Source organism: Streptomyces sp. NBC_00631, from assembly GCF_045206895.1.
GTDB lineage: Bacteria > Actinomycetota > Actinomycetes > Streptomycetales > Streptomycetaceae > Streptomyces.
Genome location: NZ_CP107734.1, coordinates 10251910 through 10270597 on the forward strand (window position 1 = coordinate 10251910; position 18688 = coordinate 10270597).

The window sequence follows — 18688 nt, forward strand, 5'->3', positions numbered from 1 at the left end:
CGCCACCGATCTGGGGGCCCAGCCCTGGTCACGGTGCTCGACCCGGACACCGGTGTCCCCCGGCCGTCATGGCTGCCCAGGATCTTCCCGGGTTGCCACGCCTCGCCCCGCGCGAGAGCGGCGAACGCCGTCCGTTGCGATGCCGGCCGAGTACAGGTCGAACGCGCTGAGCGCCGTCAGGGGACCTCGGGGACGCGGTACTGGCCCATCGCGTCGATGAGCCAGCGGGCCAGGTGGTCGGCGAAGGAGGAACGGGGCAGCAGCCGGTACGTCGGCGCCTCGTCGACCTGCCAGAGCAGCACCGCGACCGGGCCGACCGTGGTCGACACCGCCTGGCCGGGGCCGAACGCGCGGGGGTGCAGATCCAGCGGGCACCCCTTCTCCAGCACCTGCCGGGCGGCCGGACCGCCCAGCTCCAGGGTGGTGCGGTTCGCGGACACGTCCACCACCGAGCCCGCATCCCCGCCGAGCGCCTGCCGCAACTCGTCGGTCACGGCCCCCGCGTCGGCCTGGGACAGCACGAGCCACTCGTCGGGGCCGAGCCAGGCGACCGTGTGCGGGCCGCGGGTGGCGGTGCCGCCGCACGCGCGGGGGAGCGGCGCGCCCAGGGCGCTCCCGATGCGGTCGGCCGCCTCGGACTCGGGGTCGACGCGCACGTTCACCATCGTGATGAACGGCCACTCGGCGAGCGTGACTCCCCGGGCGCCGGTGACGGCGGCCTCGCGCATCCGCTCCGCCAGATGTTCCAGGGGGCTGGTACGCAGTGCCACCGGTCCCGCGCCCGCGTCCGCCGTGATCGTCGGCTCAGCCATCTCGCCTGGTCCCTTCGGGGTCGTAGAGGACGAAGTCGGTCACCTCGACGGGCACGAGGTCCTCGCCCACCGGGGCGAGCAGGGTCTCGCCGATCCTCGCCCGCCCGCCGGCGACGAGGGCCAGGGCGAACGGGCGGCCGAGGGCCGGGCTGTGGTAACTGGAGGTGACATGGCCGAGCATCGGTACCGGCACTGTCGCCAAGTCGACGTCCGGCGCGACGAGTTGGGTGCCCTCCGGCAGCCGGGTCGTGCGGTCGGCGGGCAGCAGGCCGACCAGCTGCTTGCGGTCGGCGCGGGACGTGTCGGCGCGGGAGTACGACCGCTTGCCGACGAAGTCCTTCTGCTTGGACACCACCCAGGACATGCCCGCGTCCTGTGGGGTGACCGTGCCGTCGGTGTCCTGGCCGACGATGATGTAGCCCTTCTCGGCCCGCAGCACGTGCATGGTCTCGGTGCCGTAGGGAGTGATGCCGTACGGCTGTCCGGCCCCGTACACCTGCGCCCAGACGGCGAGGCCGTACCACGCGGAGACGTTGATCTCGTAGGCGAGTTCGCCGGAGAAGGAGATCCGGCAGATCCGGGCCGGGATGCCGGAGGCCAGGGTGGTCTCGCGGAAGGCCATGAACGGGAACGCCTCGGCGGACAGGTCGACGTCCGGCGCGAGCCGGGCGACCACGTCCCGCGAGCGGGGGCCCACAACGGCGATCGTCGACCACTGCTCGGTCACCGAGGTGCAGTGCACGTCGAGTTCGGGCCACTCGGTCTGCAGCCACTCCTCCAGCCAGTCCAGGACCCCGGCGGCGCCGCCGGTCGTGGTGGTCATGAAGTAGCGGTTGTCGTCGAGGCGCAGCGTGACACCATCGTCGAAGATCATGCCGTCGGGCTTGCACATCACGCCGTAGCGGGCGAGACCGGGCTTGAGCTTCTTGAAGGCGTTGGTGTAGATGCGGTTGAGGAACTCGCCCGCGTCGGCACCCCAGATCTCGATCTTGCCGAGGGTGGAGGCGTCCATGAACGCCACCCCCTCCCGGGCCGCGCGGCACTCGCGGGCCACGGCGGTGTCCATGTCCTCACCGGGCCGCGGGTAGTACCAGGGGCGCTTCCACTGTCCGACGTCCTCGAACTGAGCGCCGTGCGCCACATGCCAGCTGTGGATGGAGGTGGTCCGCTCCGGGTCGAACAGCTCACCGCGCTCGCGCCCGGCCAGGGCGGCGAAGGCGATCGGCGTGTACGGCGCCCGGTAGGCCGTGGTGCCGACCTCGCCCAGCGAACCGCCGAGGGCCTCGGCGATGACCCCGATCGCGTTGACACCGGACGTCTTGCCCTGGTCGTTGGCGGTACCGAGCGAGGTGTAGCGCTTGACGTGCTCGACACCGCGCATGCCGGCCCCGGTGGACCGCCAGACGTCGGCGACGGTGACATCGCGCTGGAGGTCGACGAAGTGGCTGTCCCAGCCGCCGGGCTCGCCGTCGGGGGCGGGCACCAGCCACAGGGCACGCGTCGGGCCCGCCGGCCGGGCCTCGCCGGGCGACGGTACGGCGACCGGGAACCCGGCGTCCGTCGCGGCCCGCGTGCCCGCGTGGGCCCCTTCGGCCAGACTGCCGTCGAGGTCGTACGTCCCGCGGGCCGCACCGACGACCTGCTGGTCCCGGACGCTGCCGTCGGGCACGAACGCGACCAGGGTCTCGTCCCAGCGCAGCCGGCCCTGCCGCTGGCTGTGCAGGTGCACCACCGGGCTCCAGCCGCCCGAGACGGCGAGCAGGTCGCAGTCGAACGACTCGGGTGCGCCGGTCAGCCGGCCCTCGGCGTCGAGGGACTGGACGGTGACGGCGGTGAGCCGGCCGGCGCCCGCGGTGTCGACCACCGCGCTGCCCGTCAGTACCCGCACCCCGGTCGCCACGGCGACCTCGGCGGCGCGGTGCGACAGTTCGGGCCGGGCGTCCACGACGGCGGCGATGCCGATGCCGGCGGCATGGAGGTCGGCGACCGTGTCGTAGGCGCTGTCGTTGGTGGTGCTCACCACGGCCCGCGAACCCGCCGCCACGCCGTACCGGTTGAGGTAGGTGCGCACGGCCCCGGCGAGCATCACCCCGGGCCGGTCGTTCCCGGCGAAGACCAGCGGACGTTCGTGCGCGCCGGTCGCCAGGACCACCTGGCGGGCCCGGATGTGCCACAGCCGCTGGCGGGAGACGCCCTCGGGCGCGGAGGCGCCGAGGTGATCGGTGCGCCGCTGCAGGGCCAGCACGTAGTTGGCGTCGTACGAGCCGAAGGCCGTGGTGCGGGACAGGACAGTGACCTCGGGGGCGGCGTCGAGCACCGCGCGGACCTCGGCGACCCATTCGAGGGCGCTGTGCCCGCCGACCCGCTCGGAGCGCCCGGAGAGCAGCGAACCGCCGGGCTCGGGCTGGTCGTCGAGGAGGAGCACGCGGGCGCCGGAACCGGCGGCAGCGGCGGCGGCCGCGAGCCCGGCGGGCCCGGCGCCTACGACCAGGACGTCGGTGTGCACGTACTTCTTGTCGTAGACGGCGGGGTCGGGACTCGGGTCGAGCCGGCCCATGCCGGACAGCGACGTCGCCGACAGGCCGTCGTACAGCTCCACCGCGGTCGCCGGCAGCATGCCCTCGGAACAGGGGCCGTCGATCTGGAGCAGGGCGTTGGGCTCCTCGACGCCCGCGGCGACGATCCCGCGCGGACGGCCGCGGTAGAGCGAGGGCGCGACCTCGACGAGGCCGTTCGCCAGCATCGCCGAGGCGACGGTGTCACCGGGGTGCCCGGTCAGCTCCCGCCCGTCGACGGTGAGGCGCAGCACGGTGCCGCGGTCGACGCGGCCCCCCTCCCGGAGCCGGAAGTCCTGGTCTGTCATCGGTTCCCTCCGGCCTGGGGCAGTTCGGGGCGGGGCTCGTCGGACCGGTAGGAGCTGAGCACCTCGTTGGTGGCGGTGTCGCGCAGGACGTTGAACCAGCGGCGGCAGCCGGTGCTGTGCACCCACCGCTCGGCGAAGGGGCCCTTGGGGTTGTCGCGGTAGAAGACGTACTCGGCCCACTGCTCGTCGGTGAGCTCGGCGGGATCCCCGGGGTAGGGGACGTGGGCCTGTCCGCCGTAGTGGTACTCGGTCTCGTCACGGGGACCGCACCATGGGCAGCTGATCAGCAGCACGGTGTCCTTCTTTCAGCCGTCTCGTCAGTGGGCCACGGCTGCTGCGCCGTGCTCGTCGATCAACGCGCCCGTCGTGAAGCGTTCGAGGGCGAAGGGGGCGTTCAGCGCATGCGGTGCGCCGGTCGCGAGGGTGTGCGCGAAGGCCCAGCCGGCCGCCGGAGTGGCCTTGAAACCGCCCGTTCCCCAGCCGCAGTTGACGTACAGGTTCCCGACGGGAGTGGCACCCATGATCGGAGAGGCGTCCGGGGAGACGTCGACGATGCCGCCCCAGGTCCGCAGCACGTGCGCCCGCGCGAAGATCGGGAACAGCTCGACCGCGGCGGCCATCTGCTGCTCGATCACATGGAAGGAGCCGCGCTGCCCGTAGCCGTTGTACGAGTCGACGCCCGCGCCCATCACCAGCTCGCCCTTGTGCGCCTGGGAGACGTAGACGTGCACGTGGTTGGACATGACGACCGTCGGGTGCACCGGCTCGTGCAGCTCGGAGACCAGCGCCTGGAGCGGGTGGGACTGGATCGGCAGCCGGAATCCGGCCAGTTCCGCGAGCACGCTGCTGTGCCCGGCGGCCGCGAGGCCGACCCGGCCGGCGAGGATACGGCCCCGGTTGGTCTCTACGCCCACGACCCGGTCGCCGTCCTTGACGAAGCCGGTGACCTCGCAGCCCTGGATCAGGTCCACGCCCAGCTCGTCCGCCCGGCGGGCCAGCGCCCAGGCGACGTGGTCGTGCTTGGCGATGCCGGCCCGCGGCTGGAAGGTGCCGCCGAGGACCGGGTACCGGGTGCGGGACGAGACGTTGACGATGGGGCAGACCTTGGCGACGTCCTCCGGTTCGAGCCACTCGGCGTCGACGCCGTTGAGCTTGTTGGCGTTGACCCGGCGCGTGCCCTCGCGGACGTCCTGGAGGGTGTGCGCGAGGTTGAGGACACCGCGCTGGCTGAACAGGAAGTCGTAGTCCAGCTCCTCCGGGAGCCGCTCCCACAGCTTGAGGGCGTGCTCGTAGATCGCCGCGCTCTCGTCCCACAGGTAGTTGGAGCGGATGATCGTGGTGTTGCGGGCCATGTTGCCGCCGGCCAGCCAGCCCTTCTCCAGGACCGCGACGTTGGTGATGCCGTGGTTCTTGGCGAGGTAGTAGGCGGTGGCCAGACCGTGGCCGCCCGCGCCGACGATGACGACGTCGTACGAGGAGCGCGGCTCGGGGTTGCGCCAGAGGAAGTCCGGGTGCTCCGGCAGCGGCTCGGCGGTCATGCCGCGGCTCCGTTCGCGTAGGGCAGGTGGGGGTACAGGGGGAAGGCGGCGGCGAGCTTCTCGACCCGGCCGCGCAGCTCGGCGGCGCGCTCGTCGCCGAGCCGCTCGCCCTTCAGGGCCTGGGCGATGATGTCGGCGACCTCGCGGAACTCCGTCTCGCCGAAACCCCGGGTGGCCAGGGCCGGGGTGCCGATCCGCGGGCCCGACGACACCATCGGCGGGCGGGGGTCGAACGGCACCGCGTTGCGGTTGACGGTGATGCCGATGCGGTGCAGCCGGTCCTCGGCCTGCTTCCCGTCGAGCGCCGAGTTGCGCAGGTCGACCAGGACCAGATGGACCTCGGTGCCTCCGGTCAGCACGGTGATACCGGCCTCGGCCACGTCGTCGGCCAGCAGCCGGCCCGCGAGGATCTTCGCGCCCTTGAGCGTGCGCTGCTGGCGGTCCTTGAACTCCTCGCCCGCCGCCACCTTGAAGGCGACCGCCTTCGCCGCGATGACATGCTCCAGGGGGCCGCCCTGCTGGCCCGGGAAGACCGCGGAGTTGATCTTCTTGGCCAGGCCGGCCCGGCTGAGGATCACCCCGCCGCGCGGGCCGCCGAGGGTCTTGTGCGTGGTGGTCGTGACGACGTCGGCGTACGGCACCGGGCTGGGATGCAGACCCGCGGCCACCAGTCCGGCGAAGTGCGCCATGTCCACCATCAGGTAGGCGCCCACCGCGTCGGCGATCCGCCGGAACCCGGCGAAGTCCAGCTGCCGGGGGTGGGCCGACCACCCGGCGACGATCATCTTGGGCCGGTGCGCGAGGGCTAGCTGCTCCACCTCGTCCATGTCGATGCGCATGTCGGACTCGCGCACGTGGTACGGCACGACGTCGTAGAGCTTGCCCGAGTAGTTGATGCGCATGCCGTGGGTGAGGTGCCCGCCGTGCGCCAGGTCGAGGCCGAGGATCGTGTCGCCGGGCTGGAGCAGCGCGAACATCGCTGCCGCGTTGGCCTGGGCGCCCGAGTGCGGCTGCACGTTCGCGGCCTCGGCGCCGAACAGTTCCTTCACCCGCTCGATGGCCAGCTGCTCGACGACGTCGACGTGTTCGCAGCCGCCGTAGTAGCGGCGGCCCGGGTAACCCTCGGCGTACTTGTTGGTCAGCACCGAGCCCTGGGCCTCCATGACGGCGGCCGGGGCGAAGTTCTCCGAGGCGATCATCTCCAGGGTGGACTGCTGGCGGTGCAGCTCGGCGTCGACCGCGGCGGCGATCTCCGGGTCCAGTTCACCGAGCGGGAGCGCGAGGGGGGATGTGGGTGTGCTGAGCGACGAGTGGGTTGTCATCCGTGCACCATCCTGACAGCCGTCTGGTGTCCAGTTAATATATTAGACTCTGCGGTAAGGTATGTGAGCTCGCGAACCAGGTCAAGGGGGCAATTCATGCAGCAGGTGGCGGCCGAGACCGCGGAAGCTGAGGAGCTCTCCCTCGCCGAACGCGCCTACCGGGCCATCCGGGACCGGCTCGTCATGCTGGAGATCCGGCCGGGTGCGCCGATCAACGAGGAGCAGCTGGGCCAGTCCCTCGGCGTCGGCCGCACCCCGGTGCGCGAGGCGCTCAAGCGCCTCCAGTACGAGCGCCTGATCACGACCTACCCCCGCCGGGGAACCTTCGCCACCGACGTCAACATCACCGACCTCGCGCACATCTCCGAGGTGCGTAAGGAGCTCGAACCCCTGGCCTGCGCCCAGGCCGCCCGGCGCGCGACGGCAGCGGACCGTGCCGCACTCACGGCGCTGCGGCGACGCCTGGAGGCCGCGGACTCCCGGTCGAGTGACGCCGCCGAGCTCATGCACCTGGATCTTCAGGTCCACCGCACCATCTACGGCGCCACGCACAACCCGTACCTGGAGGACACCCTCGTCCGGTACGACAACCTGGCCACCCGTATCTGGTGCCTGTTCATCGACCGGCTCTCCGACATGGCCGGCCATGTCGAGGAGCACCGGCCGTTGATCGAGGCGATCGTCGCCGGCGATCCGGACCGGGCGGCGCAACTCGCCCGCAGCCACGTCGAGGGCTTCGAACAGGCCATCCATGGTGCCATCTGACCGGGCACGATGAGGTTCTCGGCGCCACACTCGCTTTCGTGAGCGACGGCGGCCTGCTCATCGCCTGATCGGACGGAGACTGCTGACGTCGTGGGCACCGGTGTCAGCCGAGGCTGTTGCCCCACAGGGAGGGGTCGGTGCTCTTGAGGCTGGGGACGCCGCCGTACGTGCCGCCGTCGGCGGTGACGAGCGGGGCGGAGAGCTGGTCTTCCAGAAGTCCGTCGCGAACCCGCACGATGGTGCTCCCGTGGTCGGTCCTGCCGGGCTTGAACGTCTTCCCGTCGATCGCGGCCTTCAGGTAGTACAGGGCGTACTTGGCGTAGAGGTCGACCGGCTGGGACACGGTGGCGTCGATGGTGCCGCTGGAGATGTTCCTGAGCTCTCTGGGGATGCCGTCGTTGGAGACGACGAACACGTGCTTCGGGTCCCTCGGGCCGACCAGCAGTCCCTGCTGCCTGAGCACGTGGAGCGTGCCGGAAAGGGCGAAGCTGGCCTGCATGTAGATGCCCTTGATGTCCGGGTGCGCGGTCAGGTCGGTCTGGAGCCGCTGCGCGGCGACGTCCCCGTCCCAGTTGGTGGCCTCTGCGAACACCTTGATGTCCGGATAGTCCGCCTTCATGCACGCGTTGAACCCCTCGGTGCGGTCACGGCTGTTGATCGAGGAGAGGTCGCCCTGGAGCATCACGACCTTGCCCTTGCCGCCCAGCTTGGTGCCCAGGTACTTGCATGCCTTCTCGCCGTAGGCGCGGTTGTCGGCGCGGACCACCATGTAGACCTTGCCGGTGTCGGGGCGCGTGTCGATGGTGACGACCGGGATCTTCGCCGCCTGCAATTGCGCCAGAATCGGCGCGATGGCAAATGTGCTCTGCGGGGCCGCCGCGATGCCCTTGGCGCCCTGGAGGATGAGTGTCTGCACGTTGGCGGCGAGCTTGGCGACATCGTTCTGCGAGTTGGTGGTCCTCAGCGAGAGGCCGAGTCGCTTGGCGTACTCCGGCGTGTACTTGATGTACGCGTTCCAGAAGTCGGTGTCGGAGCGCGGGTAGTCGACGCCGACCAGCGGCTTGTCGCCGCTCGACGTGGCCGTGCTGCCGGAACCGCCGCCGCAGGCGCTGAGCAGCGCCAGCGCGGAGAGGGCGGAAGCAGTGGCGCAGAGGACGGGTCTGGGCCTCATCGGTACTTTCCTCGCGCTGGGTCCCGAAGCGCCTGCCGTCCGGTGGCGGGCTCGCTTGGCCGGCGGACACATGCCACCTGGCCGATGCCGAATTGTCTGTTTGTCCAATATACGTGCGGGAGGAACCCCCCTACGAATCCCGTCTCAGGCGCGCCCGTGCGCCTGCAGAGTGTGTCGGGACAGTGAGTCGAGGACCACCGCGACGAAGAGCACCCCGCCCGTGATCACCAGCTGGACGGCGGTGGGCGTGTCGGTGAGGGCCATACCCGAGGCGATCGACTGGATGACCAGTATGCCGAGCACCGCGGACCAGGTCGTACCGCGTCCTCCGAACAGGCTGGTGCCGCCGATGACGGCGGCGGCGATCGCGTTGAGCAGCAGGACGCCGGAGCCGGAGTTCTGGCTCACCGACGTGATGCGCGAGGCCAGGAACAGGCCACCGGTCGCCGCCAGGGTGCCCGAGACCGCGAGCACGGCCGTCTGTACGGCGGTCACGTTCAGGCTGGCGCGACGGGATGCCTCGACGCTGCTCCCCAGTGCGTAGACCTGCCGGCCGTAGTGCGTGCGCCGGAGCACGATGTCGAGGCCCGCCACCGTGACGAGGAAGATCAGCAGAGCCAGCGGCAGGCCCTGGAACTGGTTCAGCAGGTAGACGGAGCCGAACGCGATCACCGCCACTGCTCCTGTGCGCACCGCGATGGTGTGCAGCGGGCGGTGCGGCATGCCTACGGCCCTGCGGCGGCGCCTGTCCAGGTAGGAGGCGAGGAAGACCAGAGCCGTGGCGAGCGCCGCCACCGCGTACCCGACGCCGGCGTTGGTGAAGTAGTAGCCGGTGAGATGGGCGATGAGTCCGTCCTCGTCGAGGTTGATGGTGCCGCTGGTGCCGAGGATGGCGAGCATGAGGCCGTTCCACGTCAGCAGCCCGGCGAGGGTGACCACGAAGGCCGGCACCCGGGTCCTGGCGATGGAGTACCCCTGGACCGTTCCCGCCGCGGTGCCCGTGAGCACTGCGGCGATCAGGGCGAGCCACTCCGGCACGCCGTTGTTGACGTTGAGCACCGCGAAGACCGCGGCGGCGAACCCGCTGACCGAGCCGACCGACAGGTCGAGTTCACCGAGCAGGAGCACGAAGACGATGCCCACCGCGATGAAACCCGTGCCCACGATGTCCACGCTGAGGTTGGACAGGTTGCGGGGCGAGAGGAAGGTGGAATCCAGGCCCTGGAAGATGATCCAGACCGCGGCGAGGACCAGGGTGACGGGCAGGTAGCCCAGCTCACCGGCGCTCAGCCGGCGCCGCCGGACGGCGATCCAGTCCGCCACGGCACGGCCGACGGCCCGCCCGGCATGGTTCTGACGGGCTTTCGCGGTGGCTGCCGTGGGATCGGCCCGCGTCTCGTCCGGCATGTCACGCATCCCTTTCACCACTCGGCATCTCGGTGGGCCGGCCGGCGGGGCACGTTGTCCGTGGCGCCCGTGATGGAGGAGACGATCTGCTCCTGGGAGGTGGTGCTCACGTCGAAGAAGCCGTTGTTGCGGCCGAGCCGCAGCACGGCGGCCCGGTCCGCGAGGGCCTTCACGTCACCCATGTTGTGGCTGATGAGCAGAATCCCCAGGCCCTGGTCGCGGAGGCGGTCGACGAGGTCGAGGACCTCGGTGGTCTGCTCGAACCCCAGCGCCGCGGTCGGTTCGTCCAGAAGGAGGACGCGCGGGTCGCCGAGAAGCGAGCGGGCGATGGCGACGGTCTGCCGCTGCCCGCTGGACAGTGACACCAGGGGGCCGCGCAGATCGGGGACGCTCCGGGTCAGGCGCTCCAACAGCTGCGTGGTGCGGCGCTCCATCTCGACCTCGTCGAGGAAGCCGAACCTGCGGATCTCCCGTCCGAGGAAGAGGTTGCCGACGACGTCGAGGCTTCCGCACAGCGCCAGGTCCTGGTAGACGGTGGCGATGCCGAGGTCCCGGGCTTCCTGGGGACGCCGGATGTGAACGGGCCGGCCCTCCCACTCGATGCTCCCCTTGTCCGCGGGAGCGACCCCGGAGATCACCTTGACCAGGGTGGACTTGCCGGCTCCGTTGTCGCCCAGCAGAGCGAGGACCTCGCCGGCGTGGATTTCCAGCTCGATGTCCCGGAGGACCTCGACGACTCCGAACCGCCTGCACACGCCGTGCAGGGCGAGCAAGGGGGGCGGCAAGGGAATCATCTCCTTCCGGGGCCCGGGGCGGCCGGTCCCGCCTGTCAGGTCAGTCCGGCCTTGTGGCAGTCACGCACGAGTGGCGGGCCGCAGATCTGTCCGAGCGTGTACACGCCGTCCTTCACCAAGGTGTTCTTGATGGTGGCAAGGGTCACGGACACCGGGGTGAGCAGCACGGCCGGAACTTCCGCGCCGCTGCGGGTTTTCACCCGTCTGGTGGCCACCTCGTCGAGGGGCCGGCCACGCGCGGCGGCCACGGCCATGGCGCCGCCCGCGGCGGCCTCGGGTCCGAAGGGCTTGTAGACCGTCATGTACTGGTCCCCGCCCACAATGCGTCGTACGGCCGCGAGCTCGGCGTCCTGCCCGGTGACGGGTGGCAACGGGCTGACCTTGTCGGCCTTGAGGGCGGCGATACTGCCGGCGGCGAGCCCGTCGTTGGCGGCGTAGACGCCGTTGATGCTGTCGGCGCCCAGGGCGGAGATGGCTGCGGCCATGTTCAGGTCTGCCGCCTCCGTGCTCCACTGCGGGGTGTCGTACTGCTTGGCGATCGTCACCTTCCCCTGGAGTTCGGACAGCGCGCCCTGCTTGAACGACAGCGCGTTGGGGTCACCGGGGTCGCCGTTCATCATCACGATCCGGCCGCCGTGCGCCTTGGCGCCCATGGCCGTCAGCAGCGCCTTGCCCTGGAGTCTGCCGACGTCCTCGCCGTCGAAGGAGACGTAGCCCGAGATCGGGCCCTCGGCGAGGCGGTCGTAGGCGATGACCGGGATGTGCGCGGCAGCCGCTCTTCCCACCGAGGCACCCATGGCCCGGGCGTCGACGGCCGCCAGCACGATGGCGTCGACCCCATGGGCGATCGACGAGTCCATCTGTTCCTGCTGGAGGGCCACGTCGCCCTTGGCGTCGGCGTGCTCGATCCTGCAGTCGCCGCACAGCTGCCGGATCTTCTGTTCCAGCAGGGGCCTGTCCTGCGTCTCCCAGCGGGCGGTGGTGGAGTCCGGCAGCAGCACGCCGATCGTCCGCGCGCTCCCCGAGCCGGAGGTGTTCCCGGCGCCCGATCCGCAGGCGGTGAGGGACACGGCCGTCGAGACCGCCGCCAGGGCAAGGGCGGTGTCCCGGACGCAGGCATTCATGCGCGAGGCCTCCCTCCTCCCGAAGCCGTGCGGCTGCGACCGCGGTGCAGCGGCGTGGCGCGCCGGAGCGAGGCGAGGTCTCGGCCCGCACTCGCCCATATCGGGTGAAAGCGGCAAAACCACCGCCTCGCCAGTCTGACACCGGCCACGGTGAACTGCGAACTCGGTGCCACGCGGCCGACATGTGGCAACCTGTCACGTTTGCCCCTCTATGCGATTCTGGTGAGGGGGAGTGCGCAGTGGCAGCAGGTCGGCACCCCCGGCGCGGACGGGAGGTGGATGCGGACATGCCTCACCACGGCAGCGCCCGGGCCGGACTCCCACAGCCGGGTACGTCCGGGCCCGGCGTCGCGGGCACCGGCTCACCGCCGGGGCCGGAGACCCCCGCGGGCATCCGCGCCCTGACCTTCGCCGGAGCGGCGCTGGTCGTGCTCTATGTGCCCGACGCGGGTTCTGACGGCCTTCGCTCGGTGGACACGGCCGGATGCGCCCCCGGCGAGTACGGACTGCCGGAGCGCCTGGCCCTGTCCGGCGGCTCACCCGCGGCCCGCGCCTTCCGCGCCTCCCACGCCGTGTGGCTGACCCCCGCGGCCCTCGCCTCCTGTCCCGAGGGATGTCCGATGCCGCCGCGAGGCCGGACATCGCTCGGCGCGTTGCCCCTGGGTGCCGAGGACGGACGGCTCGGCTGCCTCGTCGTGGTGGGCGCCGGCGAGAACGGTTTCGAAGCCGAGCAGCAGCGCTTCCTGGAGCGCTACGCCAACGCGGTCGCCGGCGTACTGGAGGCGGGGGCCGAGGGAGGGCCGCCGTCGGCCCCCCTGGCTTCCGCGCTGCGCCGTATGGGCGTGGGTTCCTTCGTCCTGGTGCCGGAAACCGGCGTGATCGAGGCGGACGAGACGCTCCGCGAACTGGTCGGCATCAAGCCGGACGACTTCGACGGCAAGGCGGACTCCCTGCTCGCGCACGCCCTGCCGGAAGACCTGCCCGCGCTGATGTCGGTGCTGGAGCCGTCCACCCGGACGTTCGGCCGACGCGAACTGGACTTCCGCGTCCGCTACCCCACCGGTGAGATGCGCTGGCTGAGCCTGAGGTGCCGTGTGGCGGCGGGTACCGACGGCAGGCCGGAGCAGGTGCTGGGTGTGGTGACGGCGACCTCGGTCCTGCACCGGGGGGCCGACGACGTCTCCCGGATCCAGTGGCTGACCGCCGCACTCGACGAGGCCACCACCGTGCGCGACGTCAGCCACGTGGTCGTCACCGCCCTGCGCGAGCCCCTGAGCGCCGACCGGGTGGCACTCGCCGAGCTGCAGGACGAACGGCTCCAGGTGACTCTGCTCGACCCGCCGCAGCCCGCCGCCTGGCCGCGGACATGGCGTCTCCAGTGGCGCTCGGAATGGCCCGACGCACCCCTCAGTGCCCTGCCCACCCTGCAGACGGCTCTGCGAGACGGACGTATGGACCTGCGGCCGGCAGGCACTGCCTTCGAACCGGGACTCGACGGCATCGGCCCAGGAGGCCTTGCCGTCCTGCCGCTGCCCGCCAAGGGCCGGGCCGTCGGCGTGTGCCTGATCGGCTGGGACCGGCCGCACGAGTTCCTCCCCGAGGAACGTTCGCTGCTCATCGCCACCGCCTCACTGGCCGGCCAGGCCCTCACCCGCGCCCACGCCCATGACGCCGAACAGGAACTCGCGACGATGCTGCAGCGCAGCCTCCTGCCGCGGCGTCTGCCCGAGCTTCCCGGCGGGATCGCCGTCGCCCGCTATCTGCCCGCCCGGCGGGGACTGCAGGTGGGCGGCGACTGGTACGACGTGATCGCCCTCTCCGAGGACCGGGTGGCGCTGGTCATCGGCGACGTGCAGGGCCACAGCGCCGCAGCCGCGACGATCATGGGACAGATGCGTACCGCGGTCAGGGCGTACGCGGTGGAGGGCCACCCGCCCGACGTGGTCGTCTCCCATGCCAACCGCCTCCTCGTCGGCATGGAGACGGATCTGTTCGCCACCTGCTGCTACGCCGAACTGGACGTGGACGAGGGCGACGTCCTGTTCGTCCGGGCCGGGCACGTCGCTCCGCTGCTGCGCCATCCCGACGGCAGCACCGAGGAGGTCGAGGTCGAGGGCGGCCTTCCATTGGGCATTTCCATGGAGGCCGACTTCCCGATGACCGCGGTGGCGCTGACGCCCGGAACGCTGCTCGCCCTGGTCACCGACGGTCTGGTCGAGGCCGCCGATCTGCCCCTGGACGAGGGCATGCGCCGCGCCCTTGCCACCCTCGCCACGGCCGACCCGTCGGATCCCGGGCGGGTGGCCGACGAGCTGCTGGGCGACCACGGTCGTCGCGAGGACGACGTGGCGCTGCTGTTGCTGCGCTACGACGGCATGAAGACCCGGCCGATCCGCTCGGGCTGGGCGGTGTGGCGGCTGCCCGACGCCGTCATGCACGCCCGCCGCTTCACCGCGCGCACGCTGCGCCGCTGGAAGGTCGAGGAAGCCACCGACCCGGTGCTGCTGGTGGTGTCAGAACTCGTCACCAACGCCTTGGTGCACACCCAGGGTCCGGTCCGCCTCGAACTGACGCTCCGCGGTGGCCGGGTGCGTGTCTGTGTGAGCGACTCCTCTCCGCGGGCGCCCGCCAGGCCTGTGATCGTGGACTGGGAGTCGACCGGCGGCCGGGGGCTGCTCCTGGTCGAGGCGGTGTCGGAGTCCTTCGGCACCATGCCGATGGCCGGCGGCAAGCAGGTGTGCAGCGAGATAGCGGTACCGCGCCGTGAACCCGTTTCCGTGGGCGCGGACCCGGGCGCCGAGGACGGTGACCGATCATGACGTATCGCAGGCAACGCGTGGCGTCTCGTGCGCGGTATGTCGTCGGCGCGCTGGTCGCAGGCGTGCTGGCCGTGCCGTCGGCCGCCTGTACCGGAGACGGGACAGCCACCACGGACAGCTTCACCGTCGGCCTGCTGCTGCCGAGCCGGGTGGTGCCACGCTGGGAGAACTCCGACAAGCCGCTGATCGAGCAACGGGTCAAACAGCTCTGCCCGCACTGCGACGTCGCCTATGCCAACGCCGACGACGACTCGACCGTCCAGCGGCAACAGATGATCGCCATGATCACCAAGGGGGTCAGGGTCATCGTCCTCGGCGCCACCGACAACCGGGCGCTGCGCTCCACCGTCCAGGAGGCGCACAACGCGGGCGTCCCCGTCGTCGCCTACGACAGGCTCGCCGACGGCCCGATCTCGGGCTACGTCAGCTTCGACGGCGTAGAGGTCGGCACGCTGCAGGGCCAGGCTCTCCTGAAGGCCATGCACGCCCCGACCGAGGACAGGACCATCGTCATGATGAACGGCGACCCGACCAGCGCCAACGCCGCGTCGTACAAGAGGGGCGCACTGTCCGTCCTGCGGGGCAAGGTGAGGATCGGCCGTTCCTACGACACCCCGGGCTGGAGCACGGACAACGCGAACGCCAACATGTCCGCGGCCGTCTCGGCCCTGGGCCCGGGCCGGATCGACGGCGTCCTGGCCGCCAACGACGCCATGGCCGCAGGCGTCATCTCGGCGCTCAAGACCGCCCACGTCCGGCCCCTTCCCCCGGTCACCGGCCAGGACGCCGACCTCGACGCGGTGCGGCGCATCGTCGACGGCGAGCAGTCCATGACGGTGTACAAGTCCTTCCGCGCCGAAGCCGAAGCGGCCGCTGCCATGGCCGTCGACCTGGGCCGCGGCGAGAAACTGCACACCATCGCCCCGACGACGACCGACAGCCCCACCACCCACCACATCCCGTCGGTGCTCCTCACCCCCGTGGCCGTGACAACCGCCAACATCGAGCAGACCCTCGTCAAGGACGGCGTGTACACCATCGCCCAGATCTGCACACCGCAGCTGCGGTCCGCCTGCGCGAAGGCAGGGCTGACTCCGTAGCCGGGCGGGGGCCGGCACGAGGGCCTGTTGCGGGCCGGCGCAGCCACCGCCCCCGGACCGGCGTCCCGGCCGCCCTGCCGGGCCGCCAAGGGCCCACCGGGGGACCGGATCAGGGCGTGGCGTCCGCGCGGGCGGCCAGGTCCAGGGCGATGTCGGTGATCATGTCCTCCTGCCCGCCGACCATGCGCCGCCGGCCGGCCTCGACGAGGATGCCGCGGGTGTCCAGGCCGTAGCGGGCGGCGGCGGTCTCGGCGTGGCGGAGGAAGCTGGAGTAGACGCCCGCGTAGCCGAGGCTGAGGGTCTCGCGGTCCACCCGCACCTCGCGGTCCTGCAGCGGCCGCACGAGATCGTCGGCGGCGTCCATGAGGGGGAACAGGTCGCAGGCGTGGTCCCAGCCCATCAGGTCGGCGACGGCCACGAACGCCTCCAGTGGGCAGTTGCCCGCGCCCGCGCCCTGTCCGGCGAGGGACGCGTCCACCCGTACGGCGCCGCTCTCGACGGCGACGACGGTGTTGGCGACACCGAGAGCGAGGTTGTGGTGGGCGTGGATGCCCAGTGCCGTCGTCGGTTCCAGGACGTCCCGGTAGGCGCGGAAACGGTCGCGGACGCCGTCCATGGTGAGCCGGCCGCCGGAATCGGTGACGTACACGCAGTGGGCGCCGTAGGACTCCATCAGCTTGGCCTGGCGGGCCAGTTCGGCGGGCTCGGCCATATGGGACATCATCAGGAACCCGGCCACGTCCATGCCCAGGTCCCGGGCCGCGGAGATGTGCTGGGCGGAGATGTCGGCCTCGGTGCAGTGCGTGGCGACGCGAACGGAGCGGACACCGAGAGCGTGTGCCTGCCGGAGATCGTGCAGGGTGCCGATGCCGGGCAGGAGCAGGGTCGTGGGCACCGCGTGCTGCGTGGCGTCCACCACCGCCTCGATCCACTCCCAGTCGGTGTGGGCGCCCACACCGTAGGTGACGCTGGAGCCCGCGAGGCCGTCGCCGTGGGCGATCTCGATGGCCGCGACTCCGGCCGCGTCGAGGGCGGCGGCGACGGTGCGGGCCTGGTCGACGGTGTAGCGGTGGCGGACGGCGTGCATGCCGTCCCGCAGGGTGACGTCCTGGACGTACAGACGGGTCATCGGGACGCCACCTCCGGGGCGCGGCAGGCGGCCATGCGCTCCGCGGTGCGCAGCGCGGCCGAGGTCATGATGTCGAGGTTGCCGGCGTAGGCGGGCAGGTAGTGCGCGGCGCCCTCGACTTCGAGGAAGACGGACACCTTCAGGGCCCCGTCGGTGCCGGGGACAAGGGTGCGCAGCGGGTCGTCGGCGGCCACACGGTCGTACTGGACCTGCTGCTTGAGGCGGTAGCCGGGCACGTAGGCCTGGACGCGGCCGACCATCTCCTCGACGGACGCGGTGACGGCCTCGGTGGCGCAGTCGGAGACCAGGCAGTGCACGGTGTCCCGCATGATCAGCGGGGGTTCGGCCGGGTTGAGGACGATGATCGCCTTGCCGCGGGCCGCGCCGCCCACCTTCTCGATCGCGGACGAGGTGGTCTCGGTGAACTCGTCGATGTTGGCGCGGGTGCCGGGGCCGGCGGAGCGGGAGGAGATGGAGGCGACGATCTCGCCGTAGTGGACCGGGGTCACGGCGTCGACTGCGGCGACGACGGGGATGGTGGCCTGTCCGCCGCAGGTGACCATGTTGACGTTGGGGGCGTCGAGGTGGTCGGTTCCGTTGACCGGCGGGACCACGTACGGGCCGATCGCGGCGGGGGTGAGGTCGACGAGGGTGCGGCCCAGCGGCCGAAGCACCGCGTCGTGGTGGCGGTGGGCGCCGGCCGAGGTGGCGTCGAAGACGATCTCGACGTCCGCGAACTCGTCCAGGGCGACCAGCCCCGCCACGCCCTCGTGCGTCGTGGCCACCTTCAGACGGCGGGCCCGGGCCAGGCCGTCGGAGTCCGGGTCGATGCCGGCCATGGCGGCGATCTCCAGGGTCTCCGACAGGCGCAGGATCTTGATCATGAGGTCGGTGCCGATGTTGCCGGAACCTATGACGGCGACCTTGGTTCTGGTGCTCACCGGGCGTCTCCTTCCGTGGCGAAGCGGACCTGTGCGGCACCGAGCCCCGAGATGCGGGCCTCGAACACGTCACCCGGCTCGGCGGGCGTCATCGGGCCGAGGGCGCCGGTGAGGACCAGGTCGCCCGCGCGCAGCGGATCGCCCCGTTCGGCGAGCGCCGAGGCCAGCCAGACCGCCGCGTTCAGGGGGCCGTCGAGGCAGTCGGCGCCGGTCCCCTCGGAGACGGTCCCGCCGTTCCGCGTCATGGACATGGTTACGGCGCGCAGGTCGACGGCGGTGAGCGGTACCGGCGTCGCGCCCAGCACGTACAGGCCGCAGGAGGCGTTGTCGGCGACGGTGTCGACCAGGGAGATGTCCCAGCCCCGCACCCGGCTGTCGACGATCTCCAGCGCGGGCAGCGCGAAGTCGACCCCACGCACCACGTCCACGACCGTGCACTCCCGATGCGGCAGGTCCCGGCCGATCACGAGCGCGACCTCGGCCTCCACCCTGGGCTGGAGCAGCCGGCCGCCGGCCACCCGGCCGCCGTCCGGCACCGCCATGTCGGCGAAGAGGGCACCGAAGTCGGGGCGGCCCACGCCGAGTTGACGTTGCACGGCGGTGGAGGTCAGACCGATCTTGCGGCCGACGATCCGGCGGCCGGCGTCCAGACCGCGCCGGACGTTCAGCTGCTGCACGGCGTACGCGGTCTCCAGGTCGCCGCCGTCGTCGAACAGCTCACGCACCGGCGGGCAGGCGACACCGGTACGGGTGGCCTCCGCCAGCAGATCGGCGGCCTTGACCACGGCCGAGAAAGTGGTATTCGCCATGGGGCGTCTCCAGAAGCAGAGAAAGGGGTGGTTCGCCTTCGATATAGACAGCGGACTGGCGAATGGACAAACTCTGTTCCGTGACACGGAACAA

General features: G+C 71.4%; 15 protein-coding genes. 3 read left to right on the top strand and 12 right to left on the bottom strand.

The window, feature by feature from the left end; all coding sequences use genetic code 11:
- Positions 1-176: 176 nt before the first annotated feature.
- From OHB00_RS46210 to glyA, 5 genes are read right to left on the bottom strand one after another with little or no spacing between them, the layout of a single operon-like run.
- Positions 177-812: a sarcosine oxidase subunit gamma gene (locus OHB00_RS46210; RefSeq protein WP_406444342.1), complete on the bottom strand. Its 636-nt coding sequence runs from the start codon at positions 810-812 to the stop codon at positions 177-179.
- Complete coding sequence (locus OHB00_RS46215; RefSeq protein WP_406444344.1) at positions 805-3675, bottom strand: sarcosine oxidase subunit alpha family protein; 2871 nt, start codon at positions 3673-3675, stop codon at positions 805-807. Before OHB00_RS46215 ends, OHB00_RS46210 begins: the two co-directional genes overlap by 8 nt.
- Positions 3672-3968: a sarcosine oxidase subunit delta gene (locus OHB00_RS46220; protein WP_406444346.1), complete on the bottom strand. Its 297-nt coding sequence runs from the start codon at positions 3966-3968 to the stop codon at positions 3672-3674. The genes OHB00_RS46215 and OHB00_RS46220 overlap by 4 nt, the downstream gene beginning before the upstream one ends.
- A gap of 24 nt (positions 3969-3992) precedes the next feature.
- Entirely contained in the window at positions 3993-5213 is a 1221-nt protein-coding gene (locus OHB00_RS46225) for a sarcosine oxidase subunit beta family protein (protein ID WP_406444347.1), read from the bottom strand.
- Positions 5210-6535 (bottom strand): serine hydroxymethyltransferase, encoded by a 1326-nt coding sequence (glyA, locus tag OHB00_RS46230; RefSeq protein WP_406444349.1) that lies wholly within the window; start codon positions 6533-6535, stop codon positions 5210-5212. Before glyA ends, OHB00_RS46225 begins: the two co-directional genes overlap by 4 nt.
- 96 nt (positions 6536-6631) lie before the next feature.
- Here glyA and OHB00_RS46235 point away from each other — a divergent pair, with 96 nt between their 5' ends.
- Complete coding sequence (locus OHB00_RS46235) at positions 6632-7300, top strand: GntR family transcriptional regulator (RefSeq protein ID WP_406444351.1); 669 nt, start codon at positions 6632-6634, stop codon at positions 7298-7300.
- 103 nt (positions 7301-7403) lie between these two features.
- On the opposite strand, the gene OHB00_RS46240 is transcribed toward OHB00_RS46235, so the two are convergent.
- The 4 genes from OHB00_RS46240 to OHB00_RS46255 form a co-directional block, all read right to left on the bottom strand.
- Positions 7404-8471, bottom strand: coding sequence for a sugar ABC transporter substrate-binding protein (locus OHB00_RS46240; RefSeq protein ID WP_406444353.1), 1068 nt, complete (start codon positions 8469-8471; stop codon positions 7404-7406).
- 144 nt (positions 8472-8615) lie between these two features.
- The gene (locus OHB00_RS46245; protein ID WP_406444355.1) at positions 8616-9887 is read right to left on the bottom strand and encodes a sugar ABC transporter permease; all 1272 of its coding nucleotides are present in this window, start codon (positions 9885-9887) and stop codon (positions 8616-8618) included.
- A gap of 5 nt (positions 9888-9892) precedes the next feature.
- Entirely contained in the window at positions 9893-10672 is a 780-nt protein-coding gene (locus OHB00_RS46250; RefSeq protein ID WP_406444356.1) for an ATP-binding cassette domain-containing protein, read from the bottom strand.
- 35 nt (positions 10673-10707) lie between these two features.
- Positions 10708-11796: a sugar ABC transporter substrate-binding protein gene (locus tag OHB00_RS46255; protein ID WP_406444358.1), complete on the bottom strand. Its 1089-nt coding sequence runs from the start codon at positions 11794-11796 to the stop codon at positions 10708-10710.
- 287 nt (positions 11797-12083) lie between these two features.
- Here OHB00_RS46255 and OHB00_RS46260 point away from each other — a divergent pair, with 287 nt between their 5' ends.
- A complete protein-coding gene (locus tag OHB00_RS46260; RefSeq protein ID WP_406444360.1) occupies positions 12084-14615 on the top strand; it encodes a SpoIIE family protein phosphatase in 2532 nt (843 codons plus the stop codon).
- A complete protein-coding gene (locus OHB00_RS46265) occupies positions 14612-15715 on the top strand; it encodes a sugar ABC transporter substrate-binding protein (protein WP_406444362.1) in 1104 nt (367 codons plus the stop codon). The genes OHB00_RS46260 and OHB00_RS46265 overlap by 4 nt, the downstream gene beginning before the upstream one ends.
- A 109-nt stretch (positions 15716-15824) precedes the next feature.
- Here the strand turns inward: OHB00_RS46265 and dmpG are convergent, their stop codons facing one another.
- The 3 genes from dmpG to OHB00_RS46280 are packed head-to-tail and all read right to left on the bottom strand — an operon-like array spanning position 15825 to position 18594.
- Positions 15825-16844 (bottom strand): 4-hydroxy-2-oxovalerate aldolase, encoded by a 1020-nt coding sequence (gene dmpG, locus OHB00_RS46270; RefSeq protein ID WP_406444364.1) that lies wholly within the window; start codon positions 16842-16844, stop codon positions 15825-15827.
- The gene (locus OHB00_RS46275; RefSeq protein ID WP_406444366.1) at positions 16841-17785 is read right to left on the bottom strand and encodes an acetaldehyde dehydrogenase (acetylating); all 945 of its coding nucleotides are present in this window, start codon (positions 17783-17785) and stop codon (positions 16841-16843) included. The genes dmpG and OHB00_RS46275 overlap by 4 nt, the downstream gene beginning before the upstream one ends.
- Positions 17782-18594: a 2-keto-4-pentenoate hydratase gene (locus OHB00_RS46280; protein ID WP_406444367.1), complete on the bottom strand. Its 813-nt coding sequence runs from the start codon at positions 18592-18594 to the stop codon at positions 17782-17784. Before OHB00_RS46280 ends, OHB00_RS46275 begins: the two co-directional genes overlap by 4 nt.
- Positions 18595-18688: the final 94 nt, after the last annotated feature.